Source organism: Agromyces capsici (assembly GCF_058349965.1).
Genome location: NZ_JBYRET010000001.1, coordinates 898,431 through 910,752, shown reverse-complemented (window position 1 = coordinate 910,752; position 12,322 = coordinate 898,431). Strand labels below are relative to the sequence as shown.

General features: G+C 71.8%; 12 protein-coding genes. 5 read left to right on the top strand and 7 right to left on the bottom strand.

The window, feature by feature from the left end:
* Positions 1 to 2 precede the first annotated feature (2 nt).
* Both AC3RKB_RS04490 and AC3RKB_RS04485 read right to left on the bottom strand, forming a co-directional pair.
* Entirely contained in the window at positions 3 to 593 is a 591-nt protein-coding gene (locus tag AC3RKB_RS04490) for a nitroreductase family protein (protein ID WP_491434779.1), read from the bottom strand.
* A 133-nt stretch (positions 594 to 726) separates the two neighbouring features.
* On the bottom strand, positions 727 to 1,818 hold the full coding sequence (locus tag AC3RKB_RS04485; RefSeq protein ID WP_491434778.1) for a threonine aldolase family protein: 1,092 nt from the start codon (positions 1,816 to 1,818) through the stop codon (positions 727 to 729).
* 105 nt (positions 1,819 to 1,923) lie between these two features.
* Between AC3RKB_RS04485 and AC3RKB_RS04480 the strand changes: the two genes are divergently transcribed.
* On the top strand, positions 1,924 to 2,079 hold the full coding sequence (locus AC3RKB_RS04480) for a hypothetical protein (protein ID WP_491434777.1): 156 nt from the start codon (positions 1,924 to 1,926) through the stop codon (positions 2,077 to 2,079).
* 194 nt (positions 2,080 to 2,273) lie between these two features.
* Positions 2,274 to 3,629 (top strand): MFS transporter, encoded by a 1,356-nt coding sequence (locus AC3RKB_RS04475; RefSeq protein ID WP_491436749.1) that lies wholly within the window; start codon positions 2,274 to 2,276, stop codon positions 3,627 to 3,629.
* A gap of 24 nt (positions 3,630 to 3,653) precedes the next feature.
* On the opposite strand, the gene AC3RKB_RS04470 is transcribed toward AC3RKB_RS04475, so the two are convergent.
* From AC3RKB_RS04470 to AC3RKB_RS04460, 3 genes are read right to left on the bottom strand one after another with little or no spacing between them, the layout of a single operon-like run.
* The gene (locus AC3RKB_RS04470) at positions 3,654 to 4,238 is read right to left on the bottom strand and encodes a dihydrofolate reductase family protein (protein ID WP_491434776.1); all 585 of its coding nucleotides are present in this window, start codon (positions 4,236 to 4,238) and stop codon (positions 3,654 to 3,656) included.
* Positions 4,238 to 4,720, bottom strand: coding sequence for an SRPBCC family protein (locus AC3RKB_RS04465; RefSeq protein WP_491434775.1), 483 nt, complete (start codon positions 4,718 to 4,720; stop codon positions 4,238 to 4,240). Before AC3RKB_RS04465 ends, AC3RKB_RS04470 begins: the two co-directional genes overlap by 1 nt.
* A complete protein-coding gene (locus tag AC3RKB_RS04460; RefSeq protein WP_491434774.1) occupies positions 4,717 to 5,055 on the bottom strand; it encodes an ArsR/SmtB family transcription factor in 339 nt (112 codons plus the stop codon). Before AC3RKB_RS04460 ends, AC3RKB_RS04465 begins: the two co-directional genes overlap by 4 nt.
* Before the next feature lie 177 nt (positions 5,056 to 5,232).
* Here AC3RKB_RS04460 and AC3RKB_RS04455 point away from each other — a divergent pair, with 177 nt between their 5' ends.
* Genes AC3RKB_RS04455 through AC3RKB_RS04445 form a run of 3 tightly spaced genes read left to right on the top strand, consistent with a single transcriptional unit; the run spans position 5,233 to position 8,936 of the window.
* Positions 5,233 to 6,252: an extracellular solute-binding protein gene (locus AC3RKB_RS04455; RefSeq protein WP_491434773.1), complete on the top strand. Its 1,020-nt coding sequence runs from the start codon at positions 5,233 to 5,235 to the stop codon at positions 6,250 to 6,252.
* A gap of 9 nt (positions 6,253 to 6,261) precedes the next feature.
* Positions 6,262 to 7,821, top strand: a complete 1,560-nt coding sequence (locus tag AC3RKB_RS04450; protein WP_491434772.1) for an ABC transporter permease — start codon at positions 6,262 to 6,264, stop codon at positions 7,819 to 7,821.
* Entirely contained in the window at positions 7,818 to 8,936 is a 1,119-nt protein-coding gene (locus AC3RKB_RS04445) for an ABC transporter ATP-binding protein (protein ID WP_491434771.1), read from the top strand. The genes AC3RKB_RS04450 and AC3RKB_RS04445 overlap by 4 nt, the downstream gene beginning before the upstream one ends.
* A gap of 21 nt (positions 8,937 to 8,957) precedes the next feature.
* On the opposite strand, the gene AC3RKB_RS04440 is transcribed toward AC3RKB_RS04445, so the two are convergent.
* Together AC3RKB_RS04440 and AC3RKB_RS04435 are read right to left on the bottom strand one after the other, a co-directional pair.
* Complete coding sequence (locus tag AC3RKB_RS04440; protein WP_491434770.1) at positions 8,958 to 9,344, bottom strand: phage holin family protein; 387 nt, start codon at positions 9,342 to 9,344, stop codon at positions 8,958 to 8,960.
* 197 nt (positions 9,345 to 9,541) lie between these two features.
* The gene (locus AC3RKB_RS04435; protein ID WP_491434769.1) at positions 9,542 to 12,301 is read right to left on the bottom strand and encodes a PQQ-dependent sugar dehydrogenase; all 2,760 of its coding nucleotides are present in this window, start codon (positions 12,299 to 12,301) and stop codon (positions 9,542 to 9,544) included.
* Between the last annotated feature and the right edge of the window lie 21 nt (positions 12,302 to 12,322).

The following is a 12,322-nucleotide window of genomic DNA, read 5'->3' as shown; positions in this document are numbered from 1 at the left end:
GCTCAGGCGGCCGTGATCACCAGCTCGTCGAGCGGCTTGCGGCTGCGCGGGGCGACCTCGCGCTCGCGGAGCGGCTCGGGCAGCGCCGAGGCGTCGCCGACCTTGCCGACCGCGGTGATCGAGACGACCTCGAGGCCCTCGCGCAGGCCGAACGCCTCAGCGAGGCGGGCCGCGTCGAAGCCGCCCATCTGGTGGGTGTGCAGCCCGTCGTGCTGGGCCTGCACCGACATGTGGGCGACGGCCTGGCCGAGGTCGTACTTCGCCCACGGGCGGGGGGTTCCGGCCTCGTCGGCGACCTCGGCGATGTTCACGACGAGTGCGGCGGCCGAGTCGGCCCACGCCTGGTTGAAGCCCATGAGCGCGTCGTGGATGGTCGTGAACGACGCCGTGCCGCGGCGGGCGACGATGAAGCGCCAGGGCTGCACGTTGTTCGCCGACGGCGCCCAGCGGGCGGCCTCGAGCAGCGTGCGCACGGCGTCGTCGGAGAGCTCGGCCGCCGGGTCGTAGGCGCGGGGGCTCCAGCGCTCGACGAGCGGGGTGATGAGCGGTGCGTCGGTGTCGGCGTGGCGCGAGGCGAGGTCGATCAGGGTCATGGGCGTGCCTTTCCGGGGATGGTGCTGGTTCCGGGACGCCGTCGGCCCAATCTATTCCAACGCATGGATTCTCTGGATATTCCGAACGGGCGTCACGGAACGACGCATGACGCGACGCGTCATCCGCTCGGAATCAGCCGTTCGCGCGGGCCAGCTCGTCCCGGATGCCGTCGACGAACGCGTCGATGTCGTGCTCGCTCGTGTCGAACGAGCACATCCAGCGCACCTCGTTGCGAGCGGCATCCCAGTCGTAGAACTTGAAGCCGCGGTCGCGCAGGCGGTCGGCCACCCCGGCCGGCAGCACCGCGAAGACGCCGTTCGACTGCGTGGCCTGCGTGAACGACAGGCCGGGCAGCTCGCCCGCGGCGATGCCGGCGTCGAGCGCGTCGCGGAGGCGCCGGGCCATGGCGTTCGAGTGCGAGGCGTTGCGCAGGTACAGGTCGCCGTCGAGCAGCGCGATGAGCTGGGCCGACACGAACCGCATCTTCGACGACAGCTGCATGTTCAGCTTGCGCAGGTACTTCAGCCCGGTGGATGCCTCGGGCTCGAGCACCACGATGGCCTCGCCGAGCAGCGCGCCGTTCTTGGTGCCGCCGAAGCTGAGCACGTCGACGCCGGCGTCGCGCGTGAACGCGCGCAGGGGCACGCCGAGGGAGGCCGCGGCGTTCGAGATGCGCGCGCCGTCCATGTGCAGGCGCATGCCGCGCTCGTGCGCGTGGTCGGCCAGCGCCCGGATCTCGTCGACGGAGTAGGCGGTGCCGAGTTCCGTCGTCTGCGTGACCGACACGACGAGCGGCTGCGCGCGGTGCTCGTCGCCCCAGCCCCACGCCTCCCGGTCGACGAGCTCGGGCGTGAGCTTGCCGTCGTCGGTCGGCACCGTGAGCAGCTTGATGCCGCCCACTCGCTCGGGCGCCCCGCCCTCGTCGACGTTGATGTGCGCGGTGGATGCCGCGATGACTGCGCCCCACCGGGGCAGCATCGACTGCAGCGCCGTGACGTTCGCGCCCGTGCCGTTGAAGACCGGGTACACCTCGACCGGGTCGCCGAAGTGCCGTGCGAACACCTCGTGCAGGTGCTCGGTGTACACGTCGTCGCCGTACGCGACCTGGTGGCCGCCGTTCGCGGCCGCGATCGCGGCGAGCACCTCGGGGTGCACGCCGGAGTAGTTGTCGGAGGCGAAGCCGCGGATGGCAGCGTCGTGGAGGGACTGGAACTCGTGGGTCACCGGACGATTCTCCCAGACCCGCCGGCCGGGTCCGCATGTGAACGGTTCGTGAACGCGGGCCGCAAGGGGTTGACCGCGATGGGGCGCGGCGGCGAGCGTGGGCGGGTGCACGATTCCTCGAGGTCCCTGATCCCGTACATCGCCGGATTCGCTCTCTGCGTCGGCGCGGTGTTCGCACTGGTCGCGTGCACGACGCCCGCCCAGCCCGGCGCGAGCGGCGACGGGCGAGCCGCGGCGGTCGTCGAGCACCAGGGCGGCTGACCCGCCGGGACGGACCGCGACCCGCGACATCCTGCCGGATCCGGGACGGGGGATACCGGGTGTCGGTGGTCGTCGGTAGCCTCGCCCCCATGTCCGAGGAAGTGCGAGGGCCCGGCGTCGAGCAGGCGATCGGGTCCGAGTCGGCGACGGATGGCGCGGGCGTCGCGCCGAACCCCGAGCCGCCGCCGAACGGCATGCGCGTCTTCGTGCAGCTGCTCGCCAACACGATGATCGCGAACGTCACGACGAGCTTCCTGTGGTTCGCGCTGACGTTCTGGGTGTACCTCGAGACGCGGTCGGTGCTCGCGACGGGCATCATCGGCGGCGCGTACATGCTGCTGATCGCGTTCTTCGCGATGCTCTTCGGCACGATCGTCGACCGGCACCGCAAGCACGCCGTCATGGTGCTCTCGAGCGTCGTCACGCTCGGCGCGTTCCTGCTGGCGGGCGTGGTGTACCTGCTGCAGCCCGAGTCGGCGCTCGTCGACCTGGGCGGCCCGTGGTTCTGGGTGTTCGCCGGCGTGATCCTCTTCGGCTCGGTCGTCGAGCACATGCGCAACATCGCGCTGTCGACGACGGTGACGCTGCTGGTGCCGGTCGACCGGCACGCGAACGCGAACGGCATGGTCGGCACCGTGCAGGGGCTCGCGTTCATCGTGACGAGCGTGTTCAGCGGGCTCGCGATCGGCCTGCTCGGCATGGGCTGGACGCTCGCGATCGCGATCGCCCTCACCCTGGTCGCGCTCGTGCACCTGCTGTTCCTCCGCATTCCCGAGGAGCAGCCGACCGTCGACGGCGAGCACCAGCCGATCATCGACGTGCGCGGCAGCATCGCCGCGATCCGGCAGGCGCCCGGCCTGCTCGGCCTCATCCTCTTCGCGTGCCTCAACAACCTCATCGGCGGCGTCTACATGGCCCTCATGGACCCGTACGGCCTCACGCTGTTCCCGGTCGAGGTGTGGGGCATCGTGCTCGGCGTGTCCTCGACCGGGTTCATCATCGGCGGCATCGCGATCGCGAAGTTCGGCCTCGGGCGCAACCCCATCCGCACGATGCTGCTCGTGGTGGTCGGCATGGGCGTGCTCGGCGCGGTCTTCACGCTCCGCGAATGGTGGTGGCTCTACGCCGTCGGCATCTTCCTCTACATGGCGCTCGTGCCGGTCGTCGAGGCATCCGAGCAGACCGTGATCCAGAAGGTGGTCCCGTTCCGACGCCAGGGGCGGGTATTCGGCTTCGCCTCGGCGGTCGAGGCGGCGGCGGCGCCCATCACGTCCTTCCTGATCGCGCCGATCGCCCAGTTCTGGATCATCCCCTTCATGGAGTCGGAGGACGGGCAGGCCGCATGGGGCTGGCTGCTCGGCGACGGCGATGCGCGGGGGATCGGGCTCATCTTCCTGTTCGCGGGCCTGATCATGGTGGCCCTCGCGCTGCTCGCGTTCACGACGAGGTCGTACCGGCTCCTGTCGGCGGAGTACACCGGCAACGAGGAGTCCGTCGCGCCCGAGGAGCCGACCGAGCTCGACCGGGTCGTGTCCGAGCCGCGGCGGTAGCGCCGCGATCGGCGGGCTGACGTCTCAGCGCAGCCGGTAGTGGAGCGTCACATGGCCGGACGGATGGGTGACCGCGTTCATCAGGTCGAGCGGACGCTGCCCCAGCGCCTCCGGGGTGAAGGGTCGGCCGTCGCCGATGAGCACGGGCACGATCCGGAGGCGCAACTCGTCGACGAGCCCGGCTGCGAACAGTGCGTCGGCGAGCTGCAGGCTGCCCCAGACGACCGTGGCGTCGAACCGCGCCTTCAGGCGGGAGACGGATGCCGCGAGATCCCCACGCAGCATCTCGATCTCCCCGTCGCCCCAGGGTGCCCGCTCGAGCGTGTTCGAGGCGACGTGCTTGGGCAGCCGCGCGATCGGCTCGGCGACGGGGTCGACCGCGGGGTCGACGCCCGGCCAGTAGTCGGCGAACATCCGGTACGTGTTCCGGCCGAGCAGGATCGCGTCGACGCCCTCGAGCCACGCGAGTTGCTCGCGGTCGATGGGGCCCCCGCCGGCCTCGGCGTCGCCGGCCACTTCGGGCGAGAACTCGAAGAAGCCCAGGCCGCCGTCGGCCTCCGCCGCGTACCCGTCGGCCGAGACGATCTGCTCGACGATGAGCCGGCCCATCAGCGCGCCCGCCGTTCCGGTGCGGGTTCGGCCGCGAGCTGCTCGCCGAGCAGGTCGAATGCGGAGTCCCAGCCGTCGTAGACGTTCTCGTCGCCGGGTGCGCCGGCGAAGCCGCGCAAGTGGAAGAGCATCTCGGTGCGGCCGCCCTCGAGTTCGCGCAGGTCGACCGTGATCACGGGCGCCTTGTCATCCGGATCACCGGGCGACGCCCAGGTGAAGACGAGCCGCTTCGGCGGTTCGACCTCGCGGTAGACGCCGGCCGTCGGGTACTCGGTGCCGTCGGCGGGGTCCACCATCGTGTAGGCGTACCGTCCGCCGGGCCGGGCATCGACCGCGACGCTGCCGTCCTTGATCTCGATGCCGCGCGGATGCCACCACTGCGAGGCATCCGCCTGCTCGGTCCACGCGCGCCAGACCAGCTCGCGCGGGGCGTCGAAGACGCGGGTGATGGTGAACTGCGCGTCGTGCGTTCGCTCGTTCATGGGGTCTCCCCTTTCATGCGGCGGAGTTGCGCGTCGAGCAGGTCGAATCGCTCGTTCCATTCCCCACGGTGCCGCTCGACCCACGCGGATGCGTCGTCGAGGGGCTCGGTGCGCAGCGAGCACGTGCGCCACTGCGCCGTGGCCGTGCGTTCGATCAGGCCCGCGCGCTCGAGCACGTTCAGGTGCTGCGAGATCGCGGGGCGGCTCATCGCGAACGGCTCGGCGAGGGCGCCGACCGTGGCGGGCCCGGCGTGGAGGCGCGACAGGATGGCTCGGCGCGTCGGATCGGCGAGTGCGTGGAACACGCGGCTCAACTCGTCATCCGCGGCTTTCACGTAAGCAACTCCTTAATTAATGATGTGCTTACGCTACGCTCGCGCCGGGCTCGCGTCAACCCCTGCGCTCGCTGTGTGACGCCCCGAGCAGCGGCGGAGCGCAGGTGAGGCTAAGCTAAGTTGGGCCCGCAGTCGACGGGCCCTCACCTTCCACCGACCGATGGAGTCAGCACGCCCATGCGCGCCCGCCGCGGAATCGCCCTCGCCACCGCCGGCCTCACGGCCGCCCTCGCCCTGACCGGCTGCACCGCCGGGCCGGCCGACGAGGAGGGGAAGCTCACCGTGTACATCGGCCGCGACGAGGAGCTCGTCGCGCCGCTCATCGAGCAGTTCGAGGAGGAGACCGGCATCGAGGTCGAGGCGCGCTACGCCGCGACGCCCGAGCTCACCGCGCTCCTGCTCGAGGAGGGCGAGCGGACGCCGGCGCAGGTGTTCCTGTCGCAGGACGCCGGCGCGCTCGGCGCGCTGGCCGATGCCGGTCTCGAGGCGACGATCCCGGCCGACCTCGCCGACCTCATCCCCGACGGCTTCACCTCGCAGGACGACTCGTGGATCGGGGTCACCGGCCGCGCCCGCGTGATCGCGTACGACGGCGAGCAGCTGTCGGAGGCCGACGTGCCCGACACCGTCGACGCGCTCGTGGGCGAGAAGTGGAACGGCCAGGTCGCGTTCGCGCCCGGCAACGCCAGCTTCCAGTCGTTCATCACGGCGCTGCGCGTGCTCGAGGGTGAGGATGCCGCGGCCGAATGGGTCGCGGGCATCGCCGCGAACGACCCCGAGCTCACCGAGAACAACCTCGCCTCGCTCGACCTGGTGAACACCGGCCAGGCGCAGCTCGGCCTCATCAACCACTACTACTGGTTCCGCCAGGTCGCCGAGGTCGGCGCCGAGAGCATGCGCGCGCAACTGAAGTTCCTGCCGGGCGACCCGGGCGGCATCGTGAACGTGACGGGCGCCGCCATCCTGAAGAACGCCGCCGACGACCCCGACGCGCTCGCGTTCGTCGAGTTCCTCGTGTCGGAGCAGGCGCAGCAGTACTTCGTCGAGGAGACGTTCGAGTACCCGCTGCTGCCGGGCATCGACGCTCCCGAGGGCCTGCCGTCGATCGACACGCTCGTGAACCCGGGCCTCGACCTCAGCGACCTCGACTCGGTCGAGGAGTCGCAGCAGCTCCTCGCCGACAACGGCCTGATCTAGCCTGAAGGGATGACCGCGGTCGCGACTCCGAGCCCCCGCCGCCCGTGGGGGCTCATCGCGGCATCCCTCGTGGCGGTCGCGCTCGCCGCGATCCCCGTCGTGCACCTCGTCGTGCGGGTGGTCTCGGCCGACCCGGCCGAGCTCGCGGCGGTGTTCGAGCGGCCGCGGATCCCGCTGCTCGTCGGCAACTCGGTCCTCCTCGCGACCTCCGTCACCGTCACCGCGGTCGCGCTGGGCGTGCCGAGCGCCTACCTGCTCGCCCGCACCCGGCTGCGCTGGCGCGGGTTCTGGGCGGTGCTCGCCGCGCTGCCGCTGGCGATGCCCTCGTACCTCGCGGCGTACGGATGGCTCGCCTGGCAGCCGTCGATGCAGGGATTCTGGGCCGCGTGGTTGGTGCTCAGCTTCGTCTCGGTCCCCTACGTGACGCTGCCGGTCGCGGCGGCGCTGCGGATCGGCAGCACCGGACTCGACGACGTCGCGCGCACGCTCGGCCGCGGCCCGCTGGGCTCGTTCATGCTCGGCACGTGGCCGCAGATCCGCCCGGCGGTGCTCGCGGGCGCCCTGCTGGTGTGCCTGTACACGCTCGCCGACTTCGGCGGCGTGGCGCTGTTCCGCTTCCCGGTGCTCACGACCGCGATCCAGCAGGCGTACTCGGCGAGCTTCAGCCGCGACGAGGCCGCCGTGCTCGCGGTGCTGCTCGTCACGCTCGCGCTGATCGTGGTGGTGGGCGAGCAGTTCGCACGCGGCCGCGCCGCCCGGCGCATCCACGCGGCGCCCGCCACGGGCCGGCGGCGGATGGTGCGCCTCGGCCGGTGGACCGTGCCCGGCGTGCTGCTGCTCGCGCTCGTTCCCGCGGTCGCCGTGCTCGTGCCGGTCGCGGTGCTGCTCGCGCGCGTGCTCTCGGCCGAGACGCTGCGGGCGTTCGACGCCGCCAACCTCGCGCAGGCGATCGGCAACACCATCCTGCTCTCGGCGGGCGGCGCCGTCGTCGCCGTGGCGCTCGCCCTGCCCATCGGCGTGCTGGCCGCGCGCCACCGCGGGCGCCTCGTGCGCGCGATCGAGTCGACGGGGTACCTCGCGCTCGGCCTGCCCGGCATCGTGGTCGGCCTCTCGCTCGTGTTCTTCTCCCTCAGCGTCGTGCCCGCGCTGTACCAGACCGCCCTCGTGCTCGCGTTCGGCTACGGGGTGCTCTTCATGCCCAAGGCGATCGGATCGATCCGCGCCGCGACCGGCCAAGTGCCGACCTCGCTCGAGGACGTCTCGCGCACGCTCGGCAACTCGCGCGCCCGCACGTGGCTCACGGTCACCGCGCGCCTCGCCCGCCCCGGCATCTTCGCGGCGGCGCTGCTCGCCGCGGTGAGCGCCATGAAGGAACTGCCCGCCACCCTGATGCTGCGTCCGACGGGCACCGACACGCTCGCAGTCGAGCTGTGGCAGCGAACGGATGTCTCCGCCTACGGCGCCGCCGCGCCGTACGCGGTCGCACTGCTGCTGGTCGCCGCGGTGCCCGCGTTCCTGCTCTCCGACGCGCGCGCCGGGCGCGAGGCGACCCGGGAGGCGATCGCATGAGCCGGCTCGAGGTCCGCGGCCTGACCGTCGGCTACGAGAGCGGCCCGGTGCTGCACGCGGTCGACGTCGAGGTGCCGCACGGCGAGCTGCTCGCGATCGTCGGTCCGAGCGGCTGCGGCAAGACGACGCTGCTCCGCACGATCGCGGGCCTGCTCCGCGCCCAGTCGGGCGAGATCCGAATCGGGTCGCGCATGGTCACGACGCATGGCATCCACCTCGCTCCCGAGAAGCGGCGCATCGGCTGGGTGCCGCAGGACGCGGCTCTGTTCCCGCACCTCACGGTCGCCGAGAACGTCGCCTTCGGCATGCTCGCGGGGCGCGGCTCGTCGCGGGCCGCGCGCCGCGCCGCGAAGTCCGACGAGGTGCGGCGCCTGCTCGACCTCGTCGATCTCGCGCCGCTCGCCGGCCGCGTGCCCGGCCAGCTCTCGGGCGGTCAGGCGCAGCGCGTCGCGCTCGCACGTGCCCTCGCGTCGGGTCCCGAGCTGGTGCTGCTCGACGAGCCGTTCGGCGCGCTCGACCCCATGCTGCGCGCCGACCTGCGCGCCTCGGTACGCGAGCTGCTGCGCGCCGAGGGCGTCACCGGCATCCTCGTCACGCACGACCAGGCCGAGGCGCTGTCGGTCGCCGACCGCGTCGCGGTCATGCGCGGCGGCGAGGTGCTGCAGCTCGGCACCCCCGAGGAGGTCTACCGGGTGCCCGCCACGCCGTGGGTCGCCGGGTTCGTCGGCGACGCCGTGTTCCTGCCCGGCGTGCTCCACGGTGACGAGGTCGCCACGTCGATCGGCCGGCTCCGGGCCGTGCCGGTGGCGGATGCCACGGGCCTCGTGCCGCAGGACGGCGACCAGGTCATGGTGCTCGTGCGGCCCGAGGAGCTGCGCGTGCTGCCGGCAGACGCGACCTCCGGAGACGCCGCCGTCGACCCCGAGTCATCCGCCCCGCTCGACGGCGTGGTGACCGACGTCGAGTACACGGGCCACGACGCGATGCTCGCGGTGTCGCTCGCCGACGGCCAGCGCCTTCGTGCGCGCGTGACGGCGTCGGGACTCGTGCCCCGGGGAAGCCACGTGCGCGTCTCGGTCGCCGGCTCGGTGCTCGCGTACCGCCCCGAGGCCTGAGCCCGGCGTCGTGCCCGCGCGCTACGCCGCGCGCTTCTCGCGGCGGTTGCGGAAGATCAGCAGCGGGATCAGCCAGGTGCCGAGCGCGGTCACGATCCACATCAGCAGCGTCGCGAGCACCCAGGTCACCACGCCGTCGATCCGGATGCCGCCGGGGAAGAACGAGGCGATGAGGAGCGCGACGAACGTCGAGACGAGCCCGATGCCGCCGAGGATGGCCGACGCGTACTGGCGAGCCACGTTGAAGATGAACGGCGCGAGCACCGCCTGCGCGATCGTGAAGACGGCCACCGCCACGAGGAAGCCGGTCGTGTCGAGGTGGAAGTCGGGCAGGATCCACGCGCACAGTAGGAGCCCGATCGCGGCCATGACGAGGGAGACCACGATGTTCACGAGGAAGCGCACCATGATCGAAGGCTAGCTGGGGTCGATCGCGCGCGGCGCACGACGCGCAGAATGGAGTCGGGCCGTGCTCCTGAGGAGCACGGCCCGACTCGTTCTTGGTGCGGCCGGCGGATCCCGCCAAGGTCGTTTCCGACCGCACCGGCCTGGGTTCGCGGCGCCGGGACCGAGACCCGACCAGGGCCCGGCGCCGCGAGGTTCTGCTACAGGTCGGCGATCACCGCCTCGACCGCGCGGATGACGAGCGCCGCGGCGTCGGCATCGGTGCGGACGCGGTTCGGCACCTGCGTCACGATGAACTCGAGCCGCGCCGTCGCCGTGGCGGTGTCGCCGGCCGCGAGTGCGGCGTCGACCTCGGCCAGGACGTCGCCGAACGATGCCTCGACGCCGCGGGTGATGCGACCGTCGGCCTCGAGCTCGGCGAGCAGGGCGCGGATGTCGTCGACCGACGTCGTGAACTCGAACTGGTCGAGGTCCACTCCGCCCGTCGAGGTCACCACGATGCGGCCGGTGCCGTCGGGGATCACGGTCAGCGGGACCGAGACCTCCTGCCAGGCGGCGGAGTCGACCTCGAACGTGCCGAGCACGTCGCCGTCGGCGTCACCCCAGTGCAGGGTCACCTCGCCGGCACCCTTGGCGCGGAGCTCCACGCCGGTGATGCCGCCGAGCTCCACCGGGTCGTAGGCGATCCACTCGCCTTCGCCGAGGCCGCTCAGGTAGCGGAAGCCCGCCGCCGTCTCGTCGTCGACGGCCGTGACCTCGCCGCTGCGGGCGTCGTTGTGCTCGGCCTGCAGCGCACGCGGGTTGAGCAGCACGACGTCGTCACCGGTCAGCGCCGGGGCGGTGAGGGTGCCGGCGTCGGTGTACGACGCACCGATCTGCGCGTAGATGTTCTCGGTCTCACCGTGGCCCGCCTCGAGTGCGGTCTCGATCGTCGCGGTGCAGCCGGTGCCCGTGAACAGCGGGTGCGTGTGCGTGTTGTCGTGGCCGAGGCCGTAGCTCCACAGCACGCGGCTGCAGTCGATGGGCTCGTCCGGGTCGGTGACCTTCACCTCGAACGCGACCTCGTCGCCCCAGTCGGTGAAGGAGCCGTCGACCGGCGAGACGATCTCGACGACGGGCGCGGTGTTGCCGACCGTGATCGTGACCGAGGCGAGGCTCACGCGTCCGCCGGCGTCCGTGACCCGCACGCGGGCCTGGTACTGGCCGTCCTCCTCGTAGGTGTACGAGGCGGTGGCTGCGCCATCCGTGAAGCTGCCCGTGTTCTCGAAGTCCCACGCGAAGCTCAGCGCGAGATCGTCGGGGTGCGACGAGCCCGAGGCGTCGAACTCGACCTCGAGCGGACCGTCACCCGACGTGACCGAGGCCTCGATGACCGCGCGCGGGCCCTTGGTGCCCTCGACGTAGTCGATCCGGTAGAGGCCCGCGTCGGGGTTCGGACGGAAGAAGCCGTCGCCGTAGTTCAGCACGTAGAGCGCGCCGTCGGGGCCGAACTCCATGTCCATCACGTTGTCCCACGCGCCGAGCGTCGCTCCGCCGAGCGCGGCGTTCGGCAGGAAGTCCTCGATCTTCGTGACGGGGCCGTCGGGGTCGTCCTGCGAGAATACGAACGCGCGGTCGCGGGAGAACTCGCCCATGAACGACTTGCCGTCCCAGTACGCCGGGAACTTCGTCGGCGACGCGTTCTCCTCGTCGTAGCGGTAGGTCGGGCCGCCCATCGGAGCCTGCCCGCCCGAGCCGAACTCCGGCCAGGGCTGGTGCGTGGGTTGGTCGCCGTACCAGAGCTGGGGCGCGGTCGCCGACGGCAGGGTCTGCAGGCCGGTGTTGTAGGGCGACGGGTTCACGAGCGTGCCTTCGCAGTCGTACCAGCCGCGCACCGTGAGGGTCTCGTAGTCCCAGTTGCTGTAGTTCGCGTTCGGACCGTGGCAGAACGGCCAGCCGCCGTTGATCGGCACGGTCGTGCTCTGCCACTCGACGTAGCCCATCGGGCCGCGCAGGTCGTTCGCCGTACCCGCGTCGGGGCCGTAGTCGCCCCACGTGACCGCCCCGGTCACCGGGTCGAAGTCGATGCGGAACGGGTTGCGGAGCCCCATCGCGAAGATCTCGGGGCGAGCTCCGGCCGTGCCCGGCGCGAAGAGGTTGCCCGAGGGGATCGTGTAGGAGCCGTCCTCCTGCACGTCGATCCGGATGATCTTGCCGCGCAGGTCGTTCGAGTTGCCGGCACCGCGACGAGCGTCGAATCCGGGGTTGTAGCCGGCGCGGTCGTTCATCGGCGCGTAGCCGCTGGCGCCCGGAGTGCTGGCCGGCGTGTTGTCACCCGTGGCGAGCAGCACGTTGCCGTCGTTGTCGAAGGCGACGTCGCCCGCGACGTGGCAGCACTGGCCGCGCTGGACCTCGACCTTGATGATGACCTGCTCGGTCGAGAGGTCGAGGGAGTCGGTCTCCTCGTTCCACTTGAAGCGGCTGAGCTGGTTGTAGCCCTTCCACTGGTCCCAGTACGACGCGTCGGCGCCGGCCGGCAGGGTCTGCGGGGCCGATCCGGTCGCGGTGGTCTCGGGGTAGGGCGCCGTCATCACACGCGGCGCGTAGTAGAGGTAGACCCAGCCGTTCTCCTCGAAGTCCGGGTCGAGCGTGACGGTCTGCAGTCCGTCCTCGGAGTTGGCGTACACGTCGATCGTGTTGACGACCGTCGTGGTGCCCTGGGCGGGGTCGGTGAGTCGGACCTGACCGCCGCGCGTGGTGTGCAGCACGCGCGAGTCGGGCATGACGGCGATGTCGATGGGTTCGCCGACCGCGGCGGTGGTCGCGAGCGTGACGCGCTCGTAGTTCGCCCACGTCGTGGCCGAGACCGGGTCGCCGTGGTCGTGGCCGGGGTGAGCGGCGGCGGGCCCCGCGACGGCGGCCGTGACCGCGACCGCGGCCCCGATCACCAGCGCCGCGAGGCGTGTACGTGCGATGTGCATGGATGTGCTCCAGTCAATGAG